The organism is Paenibacillus pabuli NBRC 13638 (assembly GCF_001514495.1).
Taxonomy (GTDB): Bacteria; Bacillota; Bacilli; order Paenibacillales; family Paenibacillaceae; genus Paenibacillus; species Paenibacillus pabuli.
In genome coordinates this window covers 56176-80994 of record NZ_BCNM01000025.1, presented here as the reverse complement: position 1 = coordinate 80994, position 24819 = coordinate 56176, and the positions used below count along the sequence as shown (strand labels likewise).

The following is a 24819-nucleotide window of genomic DNA, read 5'->3' as shown; positions in this document are numbered from 1 at the left end:
CCTGTTATTGTTTTATCGCTTCAAGCCATTTTTTTTGCTGTAATACATATTCCATCAGGTCGGACTGCACAGACCACATATGGACATTTGCCGGGTTTTTGTTGTACTCAGCCAATGCGTTTACCGCACTGGTCATCGATTTCTCCATCGCAGATACATAGGGTTGTACGTCGGTGCTCAGACCTGGAGAAATACTATTCAAACTGGTCAGCCAGAGCTGATGCTGATTCTGCACTGCACTCATCGTTTCACTTGAGACTGCTGCAGGAACAGATTGACCGAGCTGCTGAATCGAGAGGGTGGACAGTTGTTCGATCAAAGCTGAACCGCTTGTGAAGAAATGCTGAACATCCTCTGCTTTTCCACCAAATACGGCTGGATTCACTTCAGGGTTGACGATTTCCTTGACATACAATTCCACACCTTCGGCCTTTAGCCTTGAGCTGAGCAGTTTGGCCTCCTCTCGGTCAGCCGAAATGCCTGCGTATACCCGATTTCCATCTTCCGGATCAGACCCTGCAGCAATGCCTGCCTGGGACAATTCCACCTTTGCCTGTTCAGCACGTTCCGGGGAACTGAACACACCATATTGCAGTGCATAATAACTGCCGCCAATGGTCGCTTCCTGAACCTGCTGCCCGGATCCCGCCCCTCCCCCTTGACCTGTCACAGCGGAAACTGCCTGATTTTCGGGAAGCTTGCTCCCTGGATCCACTACCGCTTCCCGGTTAAAAAAAGAAAGGATAACCACACCGAAAAGTGCTCCGGTGACTAGCGCTCCGGTTACAGAACCAATCATTTTCCAACCCCTAGGGGGACGATTTCGCTTATAAGAGTAGTTTTCGTTGTCTGCAAGCCAATTGTGATCTCCATAGTTCTCGTCCGATCTGTTCTCGTCCTCTTCTCCCGGATACGCCGTAAAACGATTATAGCTGGACGAATCAAAATCATCGGGTTCAGAACCGTTGTCCGTTCTTTGGTAAGATACAGGTACAGTGGAGCCTGTTAGCATCGTTTCTCCCCAATCCACGGGAATGTCCTCTGGCGACCACACATGAGCTGTATTGGATTGCAACGGTGTAGGATTTTGCGGCACTTCTTCATTCATCGTTTCAATGGTGCTGCTGGATGTGGATATCCCTCTGTTTTCAGGCTTGTCCGACTCGTTATCCCCAAAGCGAAACGTCATTCTAGCATTGCTCACCCCGTACCCTCTCCTTTGTCCCATTTATAACAGCTATATGCAGAGAGAATCGGAACCATTCCATTTCATGCAAAAAACCGCCTTCCTCAGAAAGCGAAGACAGACGGTTTCGGTGTATTTATGTTATTTCAAACCTTTGGCAAGTGTATCTCCGACTTTCCAGATATCACCTGCACCCATCGTAAGTACGAGATCTCCTGGCTGAAGACGGTGCTGCAAATCAGCAACTACTTCTTCCTTTGTTGGCAGATAACGTGCAGAAGCATTACTATTTTGCACGATCAGTTCTACCAATTTGGCTGAATGTACCCCTTCAATCTGTTTCTCACCTGCAGGAGAATAGATATCCGTAATCAGAACCTCATCCGCTTCTGCAAAGGCACGACTAAACGCATCGAGCAGGAAGAACGTACGTGTGTAACGCTGTGGCTGGAATACCGCGATAATACGTTTACCCGTCGCTTTCGCCGCACTGATCGTAGCCTCAATCTCCGTCGGGTGATGAGCATAGTCATCAATAATCAGCATATCACGAGCCTCACCCAGTACCTGGAATCTGCGCTTTGCTCCATGGAACTGGATAATGGCAGCGGTAATTTTCTCGAATGGAATACCTGCTTCCAGACAAGTAATAACCGTAGCCATCGCATTATAAACGTTATGTTTACCTGGAACCGACAATTCCACTGTTCCCAGAGCAGTGCCCTGATGATTCATTGTAAAGGAAATGCGGCGGTCCCCGAGCACGATATCCGTTGCTGTATAATCCGCTGCGTAATCAATACCATATGTGGTAACCCGTGACTTCAGGTCTGGCAAAATGGCTTGAACGTTCTCGTCGTCAGCACACACAATGGCCGTGCCCTCTGGACGAATCTGGCTCAGAAATTGGACATAAGCTTTTTTGAGTTCCTCAAAATCACTGTTGTAATTCTCCAGATGGTCTGCTTCAATATTCGTCACAATACCAAGCCAAGGGTGGTACTGCAAAAATGAGCCATCGCTCTCGTCTGCCTCTGCGACAACCCAGTCGCCTTGACCAGCCTTAGCGTTGGTTCCCACGTTCATGATTTCCCCGCCAATAATGTAGGTCGGGTCTGTATCACATTTATCCATAACCAGTGCAATCATGGAGGAAGTGGTTGTTTTGCCATGAGCCCCCGCCACAGCCACACCTTTGCGCTCGTTCAGCAAACGCGCCAGCATCTGGGCACGATGCAGAATCGGGATGTTCAGCTGTTCAGCTGCCACCCGCTCTACATTATCTGCCGGAGCGGCCGTCGAATAGACAACGAGGTCTGCCCCATTTACGTGCTCTGCGGTATGTCCAATATATATTTTCGCTCCCTTGGCTGCCAGCTTCTCGGTCAACTCCTGTGAAGCGACATCCGATCCGGTAACGGTGTATCCCATCTCAAGCATAACTCTCGCGATGGCACTCATGCCATATCCGCCAATCCCTATAAAATGAACGTGTTCCGATGTATTTAACAAAACTTTCACCAACCTTTTTCAGAATCGGTTTGATGCAAAAGGGCTGCCCGCACATCTGCAATCAGGTACAGTGTGCCGGACACCACCCCCAGATCTTCCGCTTCCGTCCGTGACTTCAATAGATCAAGTGCCTTTGCCCATTCGGGCTCGACGATGATTTCCAGCTCCTCTTTCGCAATGGAGGGACGTACCCGTTCGACGACCTGCAGCAATTCGGCTGCATCCATTTTGCGTCGGAAATCTGGCTCGGTCAGGATCAGCGTATCCACTAGTGGCAGTATATGCTGCAAATACGCTTCATGATGCTTATTCGCGAGCATGCCCATCATCAAAATTAACTTGTTGTGAGGATAAACGTCGATAATGCTCTTGGCGAGCGATTCAGCCCCTTCCGGATTATGTGCTCCGTCCAGCACAATTCGAGGTTGTTCAACCACTTTCTCAAACCGTCCTGCCCAGAAGGCATGCTCCAGCCCAAGCGCAATATCTTCATCATCCAGCATAAATGCCATGTATTGACGAAGCAACTCCAGTACCATAAGCGCACCCGCTGCATTGTCACATTGATGTATGCCCTGCATGCGGATGCGAACGTCCAGATCACGGAACGGTCCTGTAAAATGAAAAGATTGTCCGTTCTCATCGCTGTCCAGCCTATGATAGGAGAATCGATCCCCTGCAAGGTACACGGTTGATCGAAGACGCTCTGCCGTCTCCTGAATCACCTTCACAGCCTCTGGCTGCGTGGCACAGGTAACAACAGGCACTCCAGGCTTAATAATACCTGCCTTTTCTCTTGCAATGGCTTCAATCGTATCTCCCAGTACATCCGTATGGTCCATACCGATATTGGTAATGATGGACACCACAGGTGTGACGATATTCGTTACGTCCATCCTTCCCCCGAGCCCTGTCTCCCATACTACAACATCCGGGTAGCACTCTTCCGCATAATACAGAAGAGCGAGTGCTGTGGATACCTCAAACATTGTAGGTGATCCAAGGGGAGTTGAAGCCATCTCTTGAACCAATGGATACAGGCGGTTTGAAAATTTGAGCAACGTTTCTTCCGGGATGTCCTCCCCGTTGTACTGAAAACGGTTTGTAAATTTGGTGATATAAGGGGACGTAAACGTTCCAACATCATATCCCGCCTGAAGAAGCACTGACGTCAAAAAAGCGCAAGTCGAACCTTTGCCGTTCGTTCCCGCGACATGAATAAATTTGAGACGCTGATGTGGATTGCCAAGCATGGACATCAATCCCTCGATTCGTTCCAATCCAGGTCGGATGCCAAAAGGAATAAGGCCATTAATCCAGTTCACGGCCTCGTCATAGGTAAATAAAGGAGCTGCTGTGTCTGTCCCGTTAAGTTCCGTCATATGATTCACCTTCGGTTTGAGTTTGGTTGAAAAAATCGGCCGGAGGGACAAAAGCACTCCATCCGACCCGAATATATTAACCTTTCAGTTCCTTGATTCGTGCAATCACCTTATCCCGTTTATCGGAATAATCTGCTTGCTTGGCGCGCTCTTCCTCGATAACCTTGGCAGGTGCCTTGGCAACAAAGCCTTCATTCGCCAACTTTTTCTCCACACGGAGCACTTCGCCCTCAAGGTTCTGCAACTCTTTCTCCAGGCGAGCCACTTCCTGCTCAATATCAATCAAACCTGCCAGCGGCAAGTACAGTTCAGCCCCCGTAATGACAGCAGTCATTGCTTTGTCCGGTGAGTTCAGATTCAAACCGCTGTCGAAGCCGGACGTATTACAGAAACGTTTGATGTAATGGCTGTTACGTTCAATGATGCTTGACGTTTCTTCGTTGTTCGCTTTGACCATCAGTTCAATCTTCTTGCTCATCGGTACGTTCACTTCTGCACGGATATTACGAACTGCACGGATCGTATCCATGAGCAGATTCATCTCCGCAACCGCCTCAGGGTTCTCCAATGCTGGGTCGTAGACCGGCCAGGATGCCAGAGTAATCGTCTCTCCCTCATGAGGCAGATGCTGCCAGATCTCTTCTGAAATGTACGGCATGAACGGATGAATCAAGCGCATCGTCTGATCCAGTACATACGCCAGTACCGATTGAGTTTTCTTTTTGGAAACCGGATCTTCCCCGTAGAAGGACAGCTTCGCAAATTCAATATACCAGTCACACAGGTCATCCCAGATAAAGTTATACAGTAAACGGCCTGTTTCACCAAATTCGTACGCTTCGATTAGACGCGTAATATCCCGGGAAGTTTCGTTCAGGCGATGCAAAATCCAATATTCCGCTGTTCCGAGGTCTCCACTAATATCACGATCCTCATAAGTGAACCCTTCCAGGTTCATTAGAGCAAAACGTGATGCATTCCAAATTTTATTGGCAAAGTTACGAGCCTGTTCCACCCGTTCCCAACGGAAACGGAGATCCTGTCCCGGAGTGCTGCTGGTCGAAATCATATAACGCATCGCGTCCGCGCCATATTTCTCAATAACATCCAGTGGATCAACACCATTACCGAGTGATTTGGACATTTTACGTCCGTCTGCATCACGAACAAGACCGTGCATCAGCACATCCTTGAACGGAATCTCTTCCGTGAACTCCAGGGCGGTAAAGATCATGCGCGCCACCCAGAAATAAATAATGTCATACCCGGTTACGAGTACACTTGTCGGGTAATACCGTTTCAGATCATCCGTTTCTTCCGGCCACCCTAATGTGGAGAAAGGCCATAATCCGGAGCTGAACCATGTATCCAGAACATCTTCATCCTGTCTCAGCTTGCGACCAGCGTATTCCGGCAACGTTGTTGGATCTTCAGCGGATACGATGATTTCTCCCGTCTCCTCATCATACCAGGCAGGAATACGGTGACCCCACCACAGCTGACGGGAAATACACCAGTCCCGAACATTTTCAATCCAGTTCAGATACGTTTTCTCAAAACGATCCGGAACAAAACGAACCCCTTCGCCACCCTGTTGTTTCTGAATGGCTTTCTCTGCGAGAGGCTTCATCTCAACAAACCATTGTGTGGACAAGTACGGCTCAACTACAGCGCCAGTACGTTCGCTGTGTCCCACCTGATGCGTATGATCCTCAATGCTGATCAGTACACCCTGTTCTTTCAGGTCTGCAACAATCTGCTTGCGGCAGTCACTGCGATCCAGTCCCTGATATTTGCCTGCTTCGGCATTCATTGTACCCGTTTCATCCATTACCGTAATTTGAGGCAGATCATGACGAAGACCCACTTCGAAATCATTCGGATCATGGGCAGGCGTAATTTTCACGGCCCCGCTTCCGAATTCTTTATCTACATACTCATCTGCAATAACCGGAATTTCGCGTCCGATAATAGGCAGGACAAGCACTTTTCCAATCATGTCCGCGTAACGCTCATCCTTCGGATGAACAGCAACTGCCGTATCACCCAGCATGGTTTCTGGACGAGTAGTTGCTACTGTGATATGACCACTTCCGTCTTTGAGCGGATAACGCAGATGGTACAAGTGACCCTGCACTTCTTTATATTCAACCTCAATGTCAGACAATGCAGTCCGGTTCACCGGGTCCCAGTTAATAATTCGTTTGCCTCGGTAAATAAGGCCTTTTTCATACAACTGAACAAACACTTTGCGAACAGCCTTGGACAGACCCTCGTCCAACGTGAAACGTTCACGCGAATAGTCGAGTGACAATCCCATTTTGCCCCATTGCTGACGAATGGTTGTAGCATACTGTTCTTTCCAGTCCCATACCTTCTCCAGAAACTTTTCGCGACCCAGATCATAACGAGTCTGGCCTTCTTCACGAAGCTTCTGCTCCACCTTGGTTTGGGTGGCAATCCCTGCATGGTCAGATCCCGGCAGCCACAGAGCATCATAGCCCTGCATCCGCTTGGTGCGAATCAAAATATCCTGCAGTGTGAAATCGAGCGCATGCCCGATATGAAGCATCCCGGTTACGTTAGGAGGTGGAATTACGATCGTATAAGGCTCGGCATCTTTACGTTGACCGGCCTTGAAGTATCCACGCTCCATCCAGGTAGAGTACCATTTCTGCTCCGCAGCTTTCGGATCATATGTGGTCGGCATTTCTGTTGCAGCTGAATTTTTTTGTTCAGACATGTGTCATTCCTCCGTTACTTAATCATCATCGCCAAAAAACAAAAAAACCTTTCATCCATCAAAGGACGAAAGGTTAGCTTTCGCGGTACCACCTTTGTTTCACGCAAACAGAAAAATAGACTACGCCTTCTGCATATGCGTGACACTTCAAGCAGATAACGGCTGCTACCGGCCCATCCTACCTCAGGAATGAATGATCGTAACCTGAATCATCCCTTGTATTCAAATGGGCAACTCCCGGACGACTTCGAACAGCTGGTTCCTGCGGAATTTTCCAGCGCTACAATCCCGCTCTCTGAAAGGCCATACTGTCTACTACTTCCGATCAACGTTGTTCTTCAAAAAACCTAAACACATCATACCCTGCTCGTGCCCGATAGTCAACCTGACAGCGGCGGAAAAAGAGCGCTGCAATGCAGGTTAAGGGCTGACCAGGCTAAAACCCGTCATCCTCAAGGGATCACGGGTTCGCAATGGACGCTGGAACCTACAGGTTAAGGGATATATAGGATCTGCCCTTCCTCCACAACCTGTTCGGATAATCGGTTATACAACTGAAGCTCTCTGGTGCTTAACTGGTATCGTTCTGCAATGGTATCGAGTGTCTCTTCACGTTGTACAATGCATAGTTTCACCTTACGGAACGGCGTCTGGTCCACAATGGTGCCGAGGAACAGGTTCTTCCACTCCACGTCATCAGGCTGGTATGCTTCTTCTTGGAGCACGCCTGCGAGTGCCTCTTGCTCCCGTTCCGCTTCCGCCTCACGTGTCACTCTGCCGGAGGATAGCAAGGAAGAGATACCTACGCCTTCTTCCTGTCTTGGTGCAGACTCTCTCTTGCTGCCAAAAGCAACCTTGAGCTCCGGCTTGTCTTCCGTCTCAGCCACAGGTTCTGGGATGAAGGCTTCTATATCAGCGGGCTCATTCGCCCCCACTGCTTCCTGAGGTCTGTCTTCCTCCGAAATCTCCGGCTCGGACGCTGCGAATACATCCTGCCAGTTCTCTGGCTGTGCACCAGCCGAGACATCAGCAGCTTCCTGATTCTCTTGCCTTGGTTCGGATCTGGAAGATTCAAAGTGCCATACATTCGGCGCTGCGGCTTCATTGGAAAATTGCCGACCCGGATTGGAATCGTTCTGCTCCGAATTCCTTGAGTTCGTATGTAAGGTCTCGACGGAAGGCTCGGACCAGACAGATGACTCTTCAGCCAGAGGAAGCAGCGGCTCAGATTCAGGATATGAAGCCAGACGGTCTGCCGTCTCCGCCATAAAAGATGAAACCGGAGAAGGCGGATTGGACAATTCATTCAATGATGCTTCATCCGAAGACTGATACAACTGCCCCTGTTGCAGCTCCTCTTCGGTTCGTGACTTACCTTCCTCAGCAGAAGGATCAGCAGCAAATTCCTGAGTGCCATAGGCAGGCTCTTCTGCACTCGTAAGCCCTTCCTCTTCACTCCGTTGCAGCAAATACTCCTGGGCAAACGCATTGGGATAGCTGCCTGTCTGCTCTGCTTCAGCGGAACGGTTGCCCTCCTGAGAATCGGGTGAATGCACGACGGTAAACTCATCTGCTGACCAGACCTGCGGTTCCTCTACCGGGAAGCCCTCAATGCCGCGAAGCGACAATACGCCTGTAATGTTCAGACTTCGGTTGGATAACAAATCGACATCAAAATTTTCAATCTCAATGGAAATATCCTCAATGGATCTTACCCGGTTCAGGGGTACCGTGATCTCTACCGGAATAAAATGTTTGAGTTCCTCCGAGATTTCGTTCTCTCCCCGATAAGCACCTGTAAGCAATAGATGGCCACGCAAGGTAGCATGATCATCTTGACCTATGACTTGAATGCGGGGGTATAACTCAATTTCCTCCAGTTCCTCAATCGCAGGGACTCCCTCTGACAAATGAACGCGCTCATAAATATCGAACCGCAAACCATAAGGTTGATTCAACAAAGGTGGCGTCCTCCTTTCGGCATATGTTCACCATGATCCTTCTCATGGGACTGATCCATGGTCCAAATCCTTCGTTACCCCATCTATATGCCTTGAATGAGATGAGCATGCCACCTTTTGTGTAAACCAACCCGGTTTATTGGTCCTTGCCTTCACGTTGTGCCAATTGTAGGAAATCCAAAGGCCAAGGATCCGCCACTTCAATTCGTGCTCCAGTCAGCGGATGACCAAAACTCAATGTCTCACCGTGAAGCGCCTGCCGCCTGATAATATCCGCTCTGCCACCATATAGCTCATCTCCAACGAGGGGATGTCCTGCATAACTTAAATGCACTCGAATCTGGTGTGTGCGGCCGGTATCCAGTGTCAAACGGACAAGAGTAGCACGTTCCCACACCTCCATGATCTCCACATGGGTTACGGCATCCTGCCCACCTTCGGATACACGTCTGCGCTGCTTGTGGTGCCTGTCCTTGCCAATTGGCGCATCAATGGTATTCAGCGCCATAGATATCTGACCATCTGCAATGGCGACGTAATGCCGACCAATGTCTTTATGGCGCATCGCTTCATCCAGTTTGGCAAGGGCAAAAGCATTTTTGGCATATAAAACCGGTCCGGTGGTATCCTCATCCAGACGGTGAACATGGCGCACACTGGCCTGAATTCCATTCATTTCGTAATAGGAGGCCACCGCGTGATCCAGCGTTATCGCTTGATCCATTCGACTCCCGTCGGGATGGAGCTTCATTCCCGCCGGTTTATGCACAACCAGACAGAAATCATCCTCATACAGTACATCGATATCGGCCCACCGTGGTTCAACATCAATTGGCTGAGACGCAAAAAGGGCCAGCCGAAGCCGGTCCCCTGCAAGTTGTATCCCCTGGTTCGTCTTCAGCTGACGCAGCATTTTTTCTGGAAACTGAAGTTCAGACAAGAGCCACTGCTCTGCAGCCGTTTGCCTGTCTGAACTGCCTGTCACCACTTTGCCCGGCATCAGCTCAAGCCATTCCCCGCGGCGTTTCCAACTTTTAATGGTCATAATGATTGAAGAGCCTTGCGGTTCGCCTCGATCGTATCATCAATATCCTGCTCCGTATGCACGCCAGACACAAACATGCCTTCATATTGGGAAGGGGCAACACTGACACCCTGATCAATCATGGCCGCAAAGTAACGACGGAATTGGTCCAGATTGCTTTCTTTGGCAATATCATAATTCGTCACCGGAACCGCGCTGAAAAATGGACAAACCATGGAACCGACACGGTTAATGGTCACCGCTACCCCCGTCTCTGCTGCATTTTTCTCAAATCCAGTCTGCAAGCGAGCAGACAGTGTCTCCAGACGATCATAAACCTCCGGTGTCAACAATTGGAGTGTAGTGTAACCTGCCGCCATAGCCAGCGGATTACCGCTCAGTGTACCTGCCTGATAGATCGGCCCGGTCGGAGCAATCTGTTCCATCAGATCACGTCTGCCGCCATAAGCGCCTACCGGTAGTCCACCACCGATAACTTTTCCCAGACAAGTCAGGTCGGGTGTTACACCGTAACGTCCCTGAGCACAGTTCAGTCCCACACGGAAACCGGTCATCACTTCATCAAAAATGAGCAGACTTCCATATTGAGACGTCAGACTCCGCAGCCCTTCAAGGAAACCCGGAACTGGTGGTACGACACCCATATTCCCCGCAACAGGTTCTACAATAACGGCTGCCAGTTCTTCACCATAACGTTCAAAAGCAAGCTTCACCGATTCCAGGTCGTTGTAAGGAACCGTAATCGTATTTATGGCCACGCCTTCAGGAACACCCGGGCTGTCAGGCAGACCCAGTGTGGCTACACCAGAACCCGCTTTGATCAACAAGCTGTCGGCATGCCCGTGATATGATCCTTCAAACTTCAAAATTTTACTGCGTCCTGTTACACCTCGTGCCAGCCGAATCGCACTCATGGTTGCTTCCGTACCGGAATTCACCATTCGCACAATATCGATTGAAGGCACACGCTCACAGACGAGCTTTGCCATCTCTGTCTCCAGCAGCGTAGGCGCCCCAAAACTTGTTCCTTTAAGGGCCGTCTCACGCAAAGCTTCTACAACATCAGGATGCGCATGTCCCATAATGAGCGGACCCCATGATCCTACATAGTCAATAAAAACATTGCCATCAATATCATAGATTTTGGAGCCTTCTCCGCGCTCCGCATAGATTGGGGTAAGTCCAACCGATTTGAACGCCCGAACCGGGCTGTTTACGCCCCCGGGTATGTACTGCTTTGCTTCTTCAAATGCGCTGCGTGAGCGCTCATCATTGCGACGAGTTCCTTGTTGTGCGGTCATGAACATCCTCCTTAGTGATGAGGCCTCTCCAAATATACTGGTAGAGGCCTTTTATCTATTTTTTGAGAAGCCATAATAAATCTTGTTCATCATAGCTGTTATCAAAACAAGTTATTATTTCTCAGCCAGCCAGCGTGAAGCATCTTTTCCGTAGTAGGTAATAATCATATCTGCCCCTGCACGTTTCATGCTGAGCAGAATTTCCATGGCGACTTTCTTCTCATCAATCCAGCCTTGAATGGCAGCTGCTTTCACCATGGCGTACTCCCCACTTACGTTATAAGCAACCAGCGGAAGATCGAATTGATCTTTAATCGTACGCATGACATCGAGATAGGATAGCGAAGGTTTCACCATCAACATATCCGCCCCTTCCAGCACATCCGTCTCCGCTTCACGCAGCGCTTCACGAGCGTTCGCCGGGTCCATCTGATACGACTTGCGATCTCCGAATTGAGGTGTGGAATCCGCAGCTTCGCGGAATGGACCATAGAATGCTGACGCATATTTTACAGAATAGGACATAATCGGAATGTGACTGAAGCCATTCTCATCCAAACCGGCACGGATGGCTTGTACAAATCCGTCCATCATGTTGGATGGGGCAATAATATCCGCACCCGCTTTGGCTTGCGATACTGCTGTCTTCACGAGCAGATCCAGCGATTCGTCATTGAGAACATCTCCGCATATGTGACCGTCCACTTCAACCGTGTGTACCATGCCACAGTGACCGTGATCCGTGAATTCGCACAGGCAGGTATCTGCAACAACGAGCAGCTCCGGATACCAGGATTTGATCAACTTCGTGGCTTCCTGGACAATACCATCTTCCGCGAATCCTGATGAACCAACACTATCTTTCGTTTCCGGAATACCGAATAACAGCACAGCCGGAATACCGAGTTCCGCAATCTCCTTCACTTCTTCCTGCAAACGGTCCAGCGAGAAGCGGAATACACCAGGCATGGATTTGATCTCGGATTTTACATTTTCACCATAAGTTACATAGATGGGCTGGATAAAGTCATCCACAGTCAAATGGGTCTCTCTCACCATATTGCGGATACCTGCGGATTGACGTAAACGGCGATGCCGTATAATGGGAAAACTCATACGTGTGAAACCTCCTATTCATATGGTTGGGAAAAAGCGAAGCGCGCCGGTATCGTAACGAATTCAGCACGCTTCATCTATCGATTGCGGTTCCATTTAATAAATTTAATGAGGAAATGCGGCTTCCGTGGCTGACTTCCGTTTCCACTCACACAAAACAGAAATCAGGCTCTCAATGGTAGCTTCTTCAGCCATCAATGTGACGTTCAATCCGGCTGCTTCAGCTGTCTTCGCTGTAACCGGACCGATACAAGCAACCTCTACATTTTTCAATAATGGCAATGGATCCTGCAAACCCATTCGTTTAAGAATGCTCATGAAATTGGTAACGGTGGATGAACTTGTAAAAGTCATCGCGTGAATACCGCCCTCTTCAAGCAGTTTCAGCAGTTCATCATCATCCTCACCAGCCAGAATGGTGTCATAGATGATCGCCTCGGTGACCCGTAAACCCCGTTCCCTCAACTGTTCAGGCAACCAGGGGCGCGCGAGATCTCCATGTGGTAACAGAACCCTCTGGCCTTCCTTCAGTTCACTTTCGAACGCTTCAAGCATGCCTTCAGCCTGAAAGGGACCCTGGATGACCTCAGCAACAATGCCATATTTCCGAAGAGCTTCCCCCGTAGAAGGTCCCACCGCAGCAACTCTCGCTTGATGCATGGAGCGGACATCCTTGCCCTGTTCCTGCAAATGACGGAAGAAGAATTCCACCCCGTTTACACTCGTGAAAAATACCCAGTCAAATGTGTTTAACGCACCAAAAGCTTGTTTGACACTTTCCTGTGCCTTCTCCCCTGCTGGCATCACGGTCTCAATCACCGGAAACTCGTACGGTTCACCGCCCAGTTCTTCAATCCGGTTCACCAATTCACTAGCTTGACTGCGTGCCCGGGTCACCAGAATTCGCTTGCCAAACAGCGGCAGGGCCTCCGCCCATTTCAGGTGTTCCCGTTGGTTTACGACATCACCAACAACAATGACGGCTGGCGGTTGAAAGTTAGCGGCAATGACTTTTGCTTCGATATCTTCAAGTGTGCCTGTAATGGTGTCCTGCTCTGCTCTCGTGCCCCAGCGAACCAATGCCACTGGTGTTTGCGCCGGACGTCCATGACGAATTAACTGCTCACTAATATAACCAATTTTGGAGACACCCATCATGAACACAAGTGTACCCGTTGCATTTGTCACTTTATCCCAATGAATGCTGCGATCGAGCTTGTCCGGACTTTCATGCCCCGTAATGATGGAAATGGATGAAGCATGATCGCGATGGGTCACCGGTATTCCGGCGTAAGCAGGTACACTTATGGCTGCGGTTACCCCAGGTACGATTTCAAAAGGAACACCATTTTTTCGCAGCAAATCAGCCTCTTCCCCTACGCGTCCAAATATCGTCGGGTCGCCCCCTTTAAGTCGGACCACAATCTTGCCTTCCAGGGCAAGATCCACCAACAACTGGTTAATTTCCTCCTGCTTCATCGTATGCCGATCCGGCCGTTTACCCACATATAATTTAACCGCACCAGGCTTCATTAGTTTAAGCAACCTTGGACTAGCCAGCCGATCGTACACCACAGCATCCGCTTTACCGATAGATTCCCAGCCCTTTACCGTAATCAGCTTGGCGTCCCCTGGACCTGCACCTACCAAAAAGACCTTTCCCACCATGTCTTCATCCCCTAACTTCTGCCAGTATCTGCTCTGCTCCCCGTTCAATCAATCTCCAAGCCACTTCTTCACCAAGACGAACCGGGTCTTTGCCCGTCAACGCTTCTTTAAGAATCAGCCCACCATCCGGCGTGCCGACCATACCTGTTAATTGTAACTCGTTTTGTCCATTCGGGGAATCTGCATCTTGCTGTGGTACCCATACGGCATGAGCTCCGATTGGAACCTGACAGCCTCCATTCAATACGCTAAGGAAGCGACGTTCGGCCAACACAGGAAATGCCGTTTCCGGATCATTGTACAACTGCAACAGATGCAGCAGCTCCGCATCATCTTCCCGGCATTCAATGCCGAGCGCCCCCTGGCCTACTGCGGGAAGACAAGCTTCCTCTGACAGATATTCCGTAATCCGATCCTGCCATCCCATTCGATACAGACCAGCCGCAGCCAAAATAATGGCGTCCAAACCTTCTGTCTCCAGCTTCCGCAGACGTGAGTCAATATTGCCGCGAAGAGATTCGAGTTGCAAATCCGGGCGGTATGCCTTCAATTGACTGGAACGGCGCAGGCTGCTTGTCCCCACTCTCGCACCTTCGGGAAGTTGATCGAGCGTAAGCCCACCATTGGAAATCAACGCATCCCGTGGGTCTGCACGACGTGGGACAGCGCCATTCGTCAAGCCTTCAGGCAACTCGGAAGGCATATCCTTCATACTATGGACGGCCATATCAATCGTGTGATCCATCATTGCCTGTTCGATCTCTTTAACAAACAGTCCTTTGCCTCCGACTTTGGAGAGTGTTACGTCAAGAATCAAATCTCCTTTTGTAACAATTTTATGTACTTCAAAGTCAAAAGCTAATCCTTCTCGCGCACAAATATCACGTAAATCCTGAATGACATGACCCGTCTGAGTCAAAGCAAGTGCGCTTTGTCTGCTTCCCACTTTAATTGTCCGCATTCTATACGTCCTCCTGATTATGGGATATCCAGTCCCCAATTTGTTCTTCGGTCCAATATTGAAACTGACCTGTACGAATATGTTCCAGCACATCCATCTCGGTTAAACGACGGAGCAATTTCCCCCTCAGACTCGGAGAGGATACACGTGCTTTCACTTCCATCCTCATCTGATACAAAAATTCAATATAGGTCTCGTACTCATCTCCAAATTGCTGTTCCAATGTGTCACGAATCTCTGCTGCAGCTGCAGGGCCTGCTCCAGCAGTAGATATCGCGATACTCAGCCTGCCTCGTCTAACCACACTTGGAGTAATAAAAGTACTGTTCTCGGACGACATGGCGTCATTGACCAGTATACCCGCTTCTTCAGCTTCACGTACAACGGATGAATTCACTTCCTTATGATCCGTTGCTGCATATACGAGAAAGGCCCCCCGCAAATCTCCATTGCGGTAGGACCGGGCTATCCATTGAATTCGGGAATCATGATGCAATTGTTGTAAGGTTGACGTAATTTCCGGGCTGATCACCGTGATCTGCGCTTCCGTATGGAGCAAACCTTTTATTTTACGCTCAGCAACACGCCCGCCTCCAATGACGCAGCATGATTTCCTTGATAAATCTATGAATATCGGCGTGTATTGTTCCATCCCTTTCACACTCCAGTCCAACGGTGAAACGCTGAATATGCATTGGATAAAAAACTAATAATGACAAAGCCATAACCGATCAGTGTCCATCTGGCCATAATGACTGTAGAGAATTGTTTCCTTCTTTTGAAAACGAAATATCCCACATATATAGCTATGGCAAGCCCTGTTGCTATAACTTTGAGATCCAACAGCAAACTCCAGCGTGTCTCGGCCACAATAGACAATACCGCGAGCATAACAGAAACACCAAGCAGAGGCGTACCAATTAAGGTAGCCGTATCCATGTATTTACCAATCACTTCCAAACTCGGCAAACGACGGACGGTATCATTCCACTTTTTATGCTTCAACTTGCGGTGCAGGAACAGATATAACATGGCAAACACCGCAGCAACGGTTAACGCCGCAAATCCAAGATTGGCCAATGTAATATGCATAATGAGCAGTCCATGCACGGTCTGCCAATTGTGTAATGATATCTCTCCTGCCGTGAACCACAATCGGTTCAAAACGGTTACGGAGAACCCAACGATATTCAGCAGCAAAATAACAAATTCAGAACGCTGAATACGTGTCATTACAAGAGACATCAGTACAATGCTGAAAGAAAATAGAAACAAAAAATCAAAAGTGGTATAGAACGGAAAGTGGCCTTCGGTCCACATGCGCAGAATAACATGAGTTACCTGCAAGCCCCAAACAACAACAAGAAACCCTGTGCCTGTCCGCTTCGCCCCCACATTGCGTCGAATGCAGTCCGAGAAATAGAACAGTAGGCTCAGGGCATACATATAAATTAGAGCTTCATAGACTTGTTCAGCAAGGGTCAAGCTGCCCACCCACCTTATACGCCTGCCGGAGCATAAGCCGGCACGGGATCTTGCCGGGTATCGTTAAGATGAACGGCGGCTGGTTTGCGTAGTGCCGTAGCATCGCTCTGGTCCACTTTCTCAGCGGCCCCCTCTACTGCATCCTCCAGGGCAAAAATCTGAGTAAACATGCGTAGCGCTTCATCACCGTGCTTGGTACCTGCCATTTCCTTGATCCGGTTAATCGGATCTGTCGTCATTTGATTCACGATACTCTTGGTCAAACGACGAATGACTTTCCGTTGATGTTCATCCAGTTCGGGCAACTTGTTGAACAGACTATCCATCGTCTCTTCATGGATGGTAGCACCTTTCTCCTGCAAGGCACGAATCACAGGTCGAACGCCCAACGTTTTGAGCCATTGATAATAGTCTTCCATCTCAAGTTCAATCATTCTCTCGATCTTGGCAGCTTCCACTTTGCGCATCTCCAGGTTGCTCTCCACGATTCCTTCCAAATCATCAATATCATAGAGGAATACGTTGGATAATTCACCGATTGCCGGATCAATATCCCGCGGAACGGCAATATCAATCAGGAATAGCGGCCGTGATTGACGGCGCTTCATGCTATCCCGGACAACTGTCGCATCCAGTATATATCGTTCAGCCCCCGTGGAACTAATCACAATATCTACCTCGTTTAACCGCGCCAACGCCTGTTCCATCGTACAAGGAGTCCCCTTAAACTTCGCTGCCAATTCCTCGGCCCGCGCAAGTGTACGATTCGCCACGATCACTTCAGACGCTCCATTGGCATAGAGATGTTTCACGGTAAGTTCACTCATTTTGCCGGCACCCAGAATCAGCACCTTCTTGTCTGTGAACATGCCAAAAATCCGTTTGCCCAGTTCAACGGCAGCATAACTTACAGAAACCGCACTTTCCCCAATCGAGGTTTCCGAATGTGCCCGTTTACCTAATGTAACTGCTTGCTTGAACAGCATATTAAACCATGTTCCAGTAGCCTTTTCTTCCTGAGCTTTGAAAAAAGCCTGTTTCACCTGCCCGAGAATCTGAGTCTCACCAATGACCATGGAGTCCAGTCCACAAATGACACGGAACAAATGGCGCATGGCCTGATCATCTTCATATATATATAAGTGTTGCGTAAATTCTTCCCGCGGAACATTAAACCATTGTTCCATGAATGTCCGAATAAAATAACCACACATGTGAAGACGGTCTACCACAACGTACAACTCGGTACGGTTACATGTGGCTACGATTACACCTTCCAATACACTCTTGGTCAGCTTGAGCTGCTGCAGCGCTTCAGACAAGTCCTTTTCTGCAAATGTGAATCGTTCCCTAACCTCTACAGGCGCCGTGCGATAATTCAAACCAACGACAACGATGTGCATTGCAAGTTCACCTGCCTAATAAATTTCCAATCAAAGTGTTTTCTACATATGTCTATCCATTTATGATTGACATGGTTAATTATATCACACATCCATACGGTGACTGGGCCATTTTTATGAAATGTTTATGAAATCCCCATGTAGATCATGTTATGCATTGTCATTTATTGTAGTGTCTCACCAATCTTCGCCGTTATTCGTTCATCTCCTCTTTAATGATGAAGATTTTCAGAAACTTGATATAAAACAAATAGCCATGGAATTTCCATGACTATCAGAATTGGGGATGGTTTAGGTTCCATCCCAATATGTCAACATTGTTCATGCGTTGTACTTAAATCATTAAATGAGTTCAACTTGTGTCATTTCTGGTGTTTCAACTTGAAATTCGCCCAATCCGCGTACCAGTTTCTTAGCGTACGTTTTCTCAGGTTTTAATACGGATACCAGGTAGTCAATGGCCAGTTGTGGGTCTACCGTCTCCCCGCAAGTGTAGCAATCAATTGCTGCAAAACCTCTTTCAGGATACGTGTGAATCGAGAGATGGCTCTCAGACAGCAGTACAAGCACTGTCGCTCCTTGTGGCTCAAACTGCTTGGATTGTACGGACATTACTGTCGCGCCACATGCCTCCGCTGCTTCAACCAGTTGAGCTTGCAAGTACTCCGCACTGTTCAGTAGATCAAAGTCGACACCCCAGGCATCAACAGCAACGTGTCTTCCGAAAGTTGAATATTCCATCCTTCGGCTCCCCCTTCCTAGGAATAAAATGTTTGAAAAAATTTCATCCGCTAGGACCTACGTCATTCACTTCCCGAGGTAATAATCTCTCGCAACATATAATGTCCTGAGTGAATCCTGGTTCCTATATTCTTTTCAACGAGATTAAAAATAACATCTATTCAAAAGGATTGCAACCCTTTTCTGGAAGTAAAAGAAATAAAAAATTCAAACGTTCAAAGACCAAAAATCCCCTTTTGCTGGAACCAGGCAAGTGCCATGGGTCAGAGCCTCAGGGGATGTTTTCTTGCATATATCGGGTATGACATTTATCCTTCAGGTCAATAAGCCTCAAGCTCAAACATCCGTTGTCGGTGGAGGGCAATCTGCTCATCAATCCGATGGAGTTGTTCAGAAGTCGAAGCATGATTTCTTAGATCCAGGAGTGTATCAATCTCGGCGTATATCCGATTAATCTCGCGCTCAATATCCCGAGCCTGGAACAGATGCTGCAATTCAAGCAACGTATTTTTGTATTCGTAGATGACACGGACTTTCTCCCCGGTCTGCTCCACAATTTTACGGACAGTGCCATGAGCATAAACATACGTCATGGTAAACTCTTCGTAAATACGATGAACAACGCCGTCACCCTTAAAAGCCATAAAGAGCTTCCGGACTACGTTGGTCAGATGAGGATTTACCAGGCGGCAAGATAACTCACAGATATAAAACCCTTCAAGCCGGTCAAAAGGGAAATGAACTTCCTCTCCACTCACATCTTCTAGCACGATCTCCTGGCAACCATTCTCCAGCACCTTTACTCGGTGATGAATCCGGCCGTCTTCTGTCATGTGCAAAAACTGATGCATCTGGGGCTCTGACAATTTAAAAGTGGCTTTAACGTACTCTGTGGCTAACCGCTGAGCCATACAAATCTCCTCAATTCTTTCCCGATTGTCTTGCCTTCCTGTACCTGTGGCAGTGATCTCAAAATTCATCAGGCCGGCAAGGCCGGTATTTTGGTTACTGTTGGCACAAATGCACTTATATTCATTATACACTGTCGCCTTCCTGTTTCGCTCCAAATCAAAACAGGATTTCTTACGAAAATTCAGAGAATTACGGATTAATCTTGGATCTTATTAAAGATACACCTAGGTTGCTCACTTTCCTGCATTAAAACACCGTAATCCCTGGCTTATCCGTTAATTTCTTGGCTTTCGTCAGTCGGTGAATCTTCTTCCACAGAAGCTTCGCCGATTCCGGCATGGCGGGTAATGATCTCCCATAATTCTTCTTTACCCAACCCCTCTTCAGATGAAAAAGGTACAAACAGATCGCCAGGACGAAGATCCAAAGCTTCTTTGATCACTTTGATATGTTTGGCTCTGCGCGTTTTGGGAATCTTGTCCATCTTCGTCGCTACCACAACGAGAGGCAGACCGTGATGGCGAAGCCAGTCGTTCATCATCATGTCATCCTTGGATGGTTCATGTCTCATATCCACCATTTGCATGACCAACTTCAATTCTTTCCGTTCCAGCAAATATTTCTCCATCATTTTGCCCCAGGCGAAACGCTGCTGCTTCGACACTTTGGCATAACCGTAGCCGGGAAAATCCACAAAATAGAGATCCTGATTGATCTTGTAATAGTTCAGTTGCTGTGTCTTACCAGGGGTAGAGCTCGTCCGTGCCAGATTTTTGCGATTAATCAAACGGTTAATCAAAGATGATTTTCCCACATTCGATCGTCCCGCCAAGGCAATCTCGGGCAGCCCGTCCTCGGGGTATTGTTCAGGCCGAACGGCGCTGATAATAAATTCGGATTGATTTACTTTCATATTGTATCTGTCCTCTCTTGAACTCGTATGCTCTTATTTGAAGCTGATGTTGGTATTATGCCATGGATTGTTCTATCATACCAAAAAAACCGTTCCAACGGACGCCAAAGCTTCCGCAGAACGGTTTACTCTTCATACGATCCCTCGTTTAACGGGCTACAGATGTATTCCTGATTGTTCCACAAGTGCATGCTGCAGCACCTGATCCATATGGGCCACGGGGACAAATTCCACATCTTCCTTGATACTGTCCGGAATATCCCGCAGGTCCCGCTCGTTATCCTTGGGCAATAATATTTTTTTGTAACCGGCACGGTGAGCTGCCAGTGATTTTTCCTTCAATCCGCCGATTGGTAACACACGGCCACGCAGTGTTATTTCGCCTGTCATGGCAATATCTTTGGAGACATGTTTATTCGTCAGAGCAGAGATCAACGCAGTTGCCATTGTAATCCCCGCAGATGGTCCATCTTTGGGAATTGCCCCTTCCGGAACGTGAATGTGGATATCGTTCTTCTCATGGAAGTCTGATGGAATCCCGAGCTGGGCAGCTTTGGACCGGGTGTAGCTGAATGCCGCCTGGGCTGATTCCTTCATGACATCACCCAGTTTACCTGTCAGAGTCAATTTGCCAGTTCCAGGTACGACGGTAACTTCGATCACGAGGGTATCTCCGCCCACTTCAGTCCAAGCCAGACCTGTAACCGTACCAATCTGATCTTCCAGCTCGGCCATGCCATAACGGAACTTGCCGGGACCAAGGTAATCCTTCACTTCATCCGATGTGATATTAATTTGACCTTCTACACCTGACACAATGTTTTTGGCCGCTTTTCGGCATAACGAAGCCATCTGCTGTTCCAGATTCCGTACCCCGGACTCCCGTGTATATTCACGAATAACACGCAACAAGCTGTCATCCCCGATATTCAACTGATCTTCTTCCAGGCCATGGTCCTGTTTCTGCTTTGGCAGCAAATAGTTTTTGGCGATTTGCAGCTTCTCCAGCTCCGTGTAACCAGGGATGTTGAGCATTTCCATCCGATCCAGCAATGGACGCGGAATATTGTGCACCGTGTTGGCAGTTGTTATAAACATAACGTTGGATAAATCAAACGGTAACTCTACAAAGTGATCACTGAACGTGTTGTTCTGTTCGGGATCAAGTACTTCGAGCAGCGCTGCGGAAGGGTCTCCGCGGAAGTCTGAGGCCATTTTGTCGATCTCGTCCAGCAGGAAAACCGGATTGAGTGAACCCGCCGTCTTCATGCCCTGAATGATACGACCTGGCATTGCACCCACATAGGTACGTCGATGACCGCGGATTTCCGCTTCATCTCGCACGCCGCCCAGCGATATTCTGACAAACTCGCGGCCAAGCGATCTGGCAATGGAGCGTGCCAGCGACGTTTTCCCGACCCCTGGAGGTCCAACAAGACAGAGAATCGGTCCTTTAAGCTTTTTCACCAGTTTCTGGACAGCCAGATATTCAAGCACACGTTCCTTCGGTTTTTCCAAACCGTAGTGATCTGCATTTAGCACATCTTCCGCCTTTTGAATATCCAGATCGTCAGCTGTCATCTGCGTCCAAGGCAGTCCCAGCAGCCAATCCACATAGTTGCGGATTACCCCGCCTTCTGCAGAACTCGATGGCATTTTCTCCAGTCGATCAATTTCCTTTTCAACCTTTTCCTTCACCTTGTCCGGCAGGCCAAGAGCCTCCATTTGATTCCGAAGTTCCTCAACCTCGCCTGCACGGCCCTCTTTCTCTCCCAGCTCTTTCTGGATCGCTTTCATCTGCTCACGCAGATAATATTCCTTCTGGGTTTTCTCCATCTGTTTCTTCACACGCTGGCTGATTTTGCGTTCAAGCTCCAGTACTTCCCTCTCATTGTTCAGGATGTCCAGCAGCTTCTCCAGCCGTTCCCTTACGTCGATCGTCTCCAGAATCTCCTGTTTGTCCTTGATCTTCAGAGACAGGTGACTTGTGATCACATCGGCCAATCGACCCGGTTCTTCGATATCAGACACAGCCGCAAGTGTCTCGGGTGTAACCTTTTTGGACAAATTAATATAATTTTCGAACTGGTTCAAAACGGTACGCATCAGCGCATCCGTTTCGGGACGGCTGTTCTCCTCTTCAGGAAGCTCTTGTGCCAGCACTTCGTAATACTCTTCGTTGTCCGTATATTCAATAATTTCAGCCCGTTCCAAGCCTTCCACAAGTACACGAATCGTTCCGTTTGGAAGCTTCAGCATCTGTCTGACCTTGGCTACCGTTCCGATTCTGAAAATGTCCTCTTGTGTTGGTTCTTCAATATTTACCTCGGCTTGGGAACATAGGAGAATCAAATGTTCTTCTACCATCGCTTTTTCTAAAGCCTTGACCGATTTCTCCCGGCCCACATCGAGATGCAGTACCATACTCGGGTAGACGAGAAGTCCTCTTAAAGGCAGTAAAGGAAAACGACGACCTTTCGCTTTGCTCGGTCCCATCGCTTTCGCACCTCCAATGGCTCTCAGGTTGTAGTCAATCATTATTCTATCAAATGTTCACATAAAAAACCAATGAAGGGAAGCGCTTAGCAGCTTCCCGAATCTGTAACCTGTCCTGGACGCGGCAAGTCAGCACGCAAATAAGAAGCGGATGCAGGCGGAAAAATTTCCGGTGAAGGTGGCGCTGACTCTTCGGCAAGGTTCATTTGTTTCGCTTGCTGCTCAGGTACCCAGTCAAATACTTCGCGGAACACGTCCTCAACCGTATCTACCGGGATAACTCGTAAGCCATCCAGATTATCAAAGATGGACTGCCAATTCTCTGCCGGAATAATGACCGTCTTTGCCCCTGCCTGGAATGCAGCCTCTACTTTGGCCAGTACACCGCCGATCGGTTTCACCCGGCCATGAATACTAATCTCACCCGTCATCGCTGTCTCATGATCAATAGGGCGTCCCTGGATGGCTGATGTAATGGCAGTGGCCATAGCAATCCCGGCAGACGGACCATCAATTGGCGTTCCACCCGGGAAATTAACGTGTAAATCGTAGTCGTTAGGACGAATACCCATGGCTTTTAATACGGTTAACACATTTTCAACCGAGCCTTTAGCCATGCTTTTTCGCCGGAGTGTGCGCGAACCGCCTCCAATCTCTTCTTCATCCACAACGCCCGTAATGTTGATTCGGCCCTGATCTCGAAGAGCCGGAACAGCAGATACTTCAATCTCCAAAATAGTGCCCATATTCGGTCCATATACAGCCAAGCCATTTACAAAACCAATTTGGGGGCGCTGAGGCACCTTGCGATCCGGCCGGGGCTGAATCTGGCTGCTGCCAGCCACCCATTCCACATCCGACGCCTGCAATGTTTCCCGTTTTTCGGTCAAAGCCAGGCCTGCAGCGAGCTGAATAATATTCACTGCTTCACGCCCATTGGTTGCATATCGCTTGACCACATCGACAGCTTCCGGGCATGGACTGAAGCCGATTTTCTGCACGGCATCTTCCGCTATTCGCCCGATCTCTTCGGGCAACAATGGACGGAAATAGACCTCCATGCACCGCGACCGCAAAGCTGGAGGCAGTTCATGGGGCGAACGTGTCGTCGCTCCGACAAGACGAAAATCGGCTGGCAGACCATTTTGAAAAATATCGTGGATATAAGCAGGAGTATGCGTGTCTTCCGAGTTATAGTACGCACTTTCCAAAAACACCTTGCGATCCTCCAACACTTTTAGCAGCTTATTCATCTGGATGGAATGCAATTCACCAATCTCATCAATAAAAAGCATACCTCCGTGTGCCTTCGTAACAGCGCCAGGTTTCGGTTGAGGAATGCCTGCTACACCCATCGCTCCTGCCCCCTGATAGATGGGGTCATGCACTGAACCAATCAAAGGATCAGCAATCCCCCGCTCGTCAAAACGCGCCGTCGTGGCGTCGAGTTCCGTGAATTTGGCATCGGGCTTGAAGGGAGATGATGGATTCTTTTTAGCTTCTTCCAAAACCACCCTTGCAGCAGCTGTTTTCCCCACTCCTGGAGGGCCATATATAATGACATGCTGTGGATTAGCACTGCATAACGCAGCTTTAAGGGCGCGGAGTCCGTCCTTTTGCCCCACAATGTCATTAATCGTTGCTGGACGTGTCTTCTCGGCCAAAGGTTTGGTGAGTGAGATGGAGCGCAGCTTCCGCAGTTTCTCCAGTTCCTTGCGGGATTCCCGCTCGACCGCACTGCGGTTTGTTTTCTGGCCACGAAGCAAATTCCAGAAATACAAACCAATCACCACACCAAAAAATAACTGAATCATCATTATGACCATACCAAATTCCATGTCTCCACATCCTCCTGTTCTGTCCCTATCTCATAAGAGATCATGCTAATACTTGGTAGTATAGCCTTTTCACCGAGACGTAAACGGGTGTACGGCAATTTGTATGTCAAAGAATGCAAAACAGCCCGTCATTGCTGACGGGCTGTTGCAGAAACA

18 protein-coding genes and 1 other annotated feature are annotated in these 24819 nt (G+C 48.6%); all 18 genes read right to left on the bottom strand.

What is annotated here, in order from left to right; genetic code table 11:
* Positions 1-4: 4 nt before the first annotated feature.
* Entirely contained in the window at positions 5-1204 is a 1200-nt protein-coding gene (locus tag PPA03S_RS27140; protein WP_062328063.1) for an SPOR domain-containing protein, read from the bottom strand.
* A 123-nt stretch (positions 1205-1327) separates the two neighbouring features.
* Complete coding sequence (murC, locus tag PPA03S_RS27135; protein ID WP_082704330.1) at positions 1328-2698, bottom strand: UDP-N-acetylmuramate--L-alanine ligase; 1371 nt, start codon at positions 2696-2698, stop codon at positions 1328-1330.
* A 5-nt stretch (positions 2699-2703) separates the two neighbouring features.
* Entirely contained in the window at positions 2704-4080 is a 1377-nt protein-coding gene (locus PPA03S_RS27130) for a bifunctional folylpolyglutamate synthase/dihydrofolate synthase (protein WP_062328051.1), read from the bottom strand.
* Between the two features lie 76 nt (positions 4081-4156).
* A complete protein-coding gene (locus PPA03S_RS27125; RefSeq protein WP_062328049.1) occupies positions 4157-6823 on the bottom strand; it encodes a valine--tRNA ligase in 2667 nt (888 codons plus the stop codon).
* 58 nt (positions 6824-6881) lie between these two features.
* Positions 6882-7161, bottom strand: a binding site (T-box leader).
* Positions 7162-7317: 156 nt separating this feature from the next.
* Positions 7318-8784, bottom strand: a complete 1467-nt coding sequence (locus PPA03S_RS27120) for a LysM peptidoglycan-binding domain-containing protein (RefSeq protein ID WP_062328047.1) — start codon at positions 8782-8784, stop codon at positions 7318-7320.
* Between the two features lie 136 nt (positions 8785-8920).
* Positions 8921-9829: an RluA family pseudouridine synthase gene (locus PPA03S_RS27115; RefSeq protein WP_062328045.1), complete on the bottom strand. Its 909-nt coding sequence runs from the start codon at positions 9827-9829 to the stop codon at positions 8921-8923.
* Entirely contained in the window at positions 9826-11130 is a 1305-nt protein-coding gene (hemL, locus tag PPA03S_RS27110) for a glutamate-1-semialdehyde 2,1-aminomutase (protein ID WP_062328042.1), read from the bottom strand. Before hemL ends, PPA03S_RS27115 begins: the two co-directional genes overlap by 4 nt.
* Positions 11131-11244: 114 nt before the next feature.
* Positions 11245-12246 (bottom strand): porphobilinogen synthase, encoded by a 1002-nt coding sequence (hemB, locus tag PPA03S_RS27105; RefSeq protein ID WP_062328039.1) that lies wholly within the window; start codon positions 12244-12246, stop codon positions 11245-11247.
* Positions 12247-12351: 105 nt separating this feature from the next.
* A complete protein-coding gene (gene cobA, locus PPA03S_RS27100; RefSeq protein ID WP_062328037.1) occupies positions 12352-13914 on the bottom strand; it encodes a uroporphyrinogen-III C-methyltransferase in 1563 nt (520 codons plus the stop codon).
* 4 nt (positions 13915-13918) lie between these two features.
* Complete coding sequence (gene hemC, locus PPA03S_RS27095) at positions 13919-14875, bottom strand: hydroxymethylbilane synthase (RefSeq protein WP_062328034.1); 957 nt, start codon at positions 14873-14875, stop codon at positions 13919-13921.
* 1 nt (position 14876) lies between these two features.
* On the bottom strand, positions 14877-15527 hold the full coding sequence (locus PPA03S_RS27090) for a precorrin-2 dehydrogenase/sirohydrochlorin ferrochelatase family protein (RefSeq protein ID WP_062328031.1): 651 nt from the start codon (positions 15525-15527) through the stop codon (positions 14877-14879).
* Positions 15528-15532: 5 nt separating this feature from the next.
* Positions 15533-16360 (bottom strand): cytochrome c biogenesis protein CcsA, encoded by an 828-nt coding sequence (ccsA, locus tag PPA03S_RS27085; RefSeq protein ID WP_411835348.1) that lies wholly within the window; start codon positions 16358-16360, stop codon positions 15533-15535.
* 14 nt (positions 16361-16374) lie between these two features.
* Positions 16375-17763: a glutamyl-tRNA reductase gene (gene hemA, locus PPA03S_RS27080; RefSeq protein ID WP_062328028.1), complete on the bottom strand. Its 1389-nt coding sequence runs from the start codon at positions 17761-17763 to the stop codon at positions 16375-16377.
* Between the two features lie 342 nt (positions 17764-18105).
* The gene (gene speD / locus PPA03S_RS27075; protein ID WP_062328025.1) at positions 18106-18504 is read right to left on the bottom strand and encodes an adenosylmethionine decarboxylase; all 399 of its coding nucleotides are present in this window, start codon (positions 18502-18504) and stop codon (positions 18106-18108) included.
* 320 nt (positions 18505-18824) lie between these two features.
* Complete coding sequence (locus PPA03S_RS27070; RefSeq protein WP_062328138.1) at positions 18825-19415, bottom strand: hypothetical protein; 591 nt, start codon at positions 19413-19415, stop codon at positions 18825-18827.
* A gap of 269 nt (positions 19416-19684) precedes the next feature.
* Positions 19685-20329 carry a ribosome biogenesis GTP-binding protein YihA/YsxC gene (yihA, locus tag PPA03S_RS27065; RefSeq protein ID WP_062328022.1) on the bottom strand — a complete coding sequence of 215 codons (645 nt, stop codon included), beginning with the start codon at positions 20327-20329 and terminating at the stop codon, positions 19685-19687.
* 156 nt (positions 20330-20485) lie between these two features.
* Positions 20486-22825: an endopeptidase La gene (gene lon / locus PPA03S_RS27060; RefSeq protein WP_062328018.1), complete on the bottom strand. Its 2340-nt coding sequence runs from the start codon at positions 22823-22825 to the stop codon at positions 20486-20488.
* An 86-nt stretch (positions 22826-22911) separates the two neighbouring features.
* Entirely contained in the window at positions 22912-24663 is a 1752-nt protein-coding gene (gene lonB / locus PPA03S_RS27055) for an ATP-dependent protease LonB (protein WP_062328014.1), read from the bottom strand.
* Between the last annotated feature and the right edge of the window lie 156 nt (positions 24664-24819).

Bases quoted from the DNA above. Each gene is read 5' to 3' on its own strand.
- yihA (WP_062328022.1), bottom strand. From the start codon at position 20,329: ATGAAAGTAAATCAATCCGAATTTATTATCAGCGCCGTTCGGCCTGAA.
- PPA03S_RS27115 (WP_062328045.1), bottom strand. From the start codon at position 9,829: ATGACCATTAAAAGTTGGAAACGCCGCGGGGAATGGCTTGAGCTGATG.
- hemC (WP_062328034.1), bottom strand. From the start codon at position 14,875: ATGCGGACAATTAAAGTGGGAAGCAGACAAAGCGCACTTGCTTTGACT.
- cobA (WP_062328037.1), bottom strand. From the start codon at position 13,914: ATGGTGGGAAAGGTCTTTTTGGTAGGTGCAGGTCCAGGGGACGCCAAG.
- hemL (WP_062328042.1), bottom strand. From the start codon at position 11,130: ATGACCGCACAACAAGGAACTCGTCGCAATGATGAGCGCTCACGCAGC.
- lonB (WP_062328014.1), bottom strand. From the start codon at position 24,663: ATGGAATTTGGTATGGTCATAATGATGATTCAGTTATTTTTTGGTGTG.
- PPA03S_RS27070 (WP_062328138.1), bottom strand. From the start codon at position 19,415: ATGGCTCAGCGGTTAGCCACAGAGTACGTTAAAGCCACTTTTAAATTG.
- lon (WP_062328018.1), bottom strand. From the start codon at position 22,825: ATGGGACCGAGCAAAGCGAAAGGTCGTCGTTTTCCTTTACTGCCTTTA.
- PPA03S_RS27125 (WP_062328049.1), bottom strand. From the start codon at position 6,823: ATGTCTGAACAAAAAAATTCAGCTGCAACAGAAATGCCGACCACATAT.
- hemB (WP_062328039.1), bottom strand. From the start codon at position 12,246: ATGAGTTTTCCCATTATACGGCATCGCCGTTTACGTCAATCCGCAGGT.
- PPA03S_RS27130 (WP_062328051.1), bottom strand. From the start codon at position 4,080: ATGACGGAACTTAACGGGACAGACACAGCAGCTCCTTTATTTACCTAT.
- PPA03S_RS27090 (WP_062328031.1), bottom strand. From the start codon at position 15,527: ATGGAACAATACACGCCGATATTCATAGATTTATCAAGGAAATCATGC.
- speD (WP_062328025.1), bottom strand. From the start codon at position 18,504: ATGGAATATTCAACTTTCGGAAGACACGTTGCTGTTGATGCCTGGGGT.
- hemA (WP_062328028.1), bottom strand. From the start codon at position 17,763: ATGCACATCGTTGTCGTTGGTTTGAATTATCGCACGGCGCCTGTAGAG.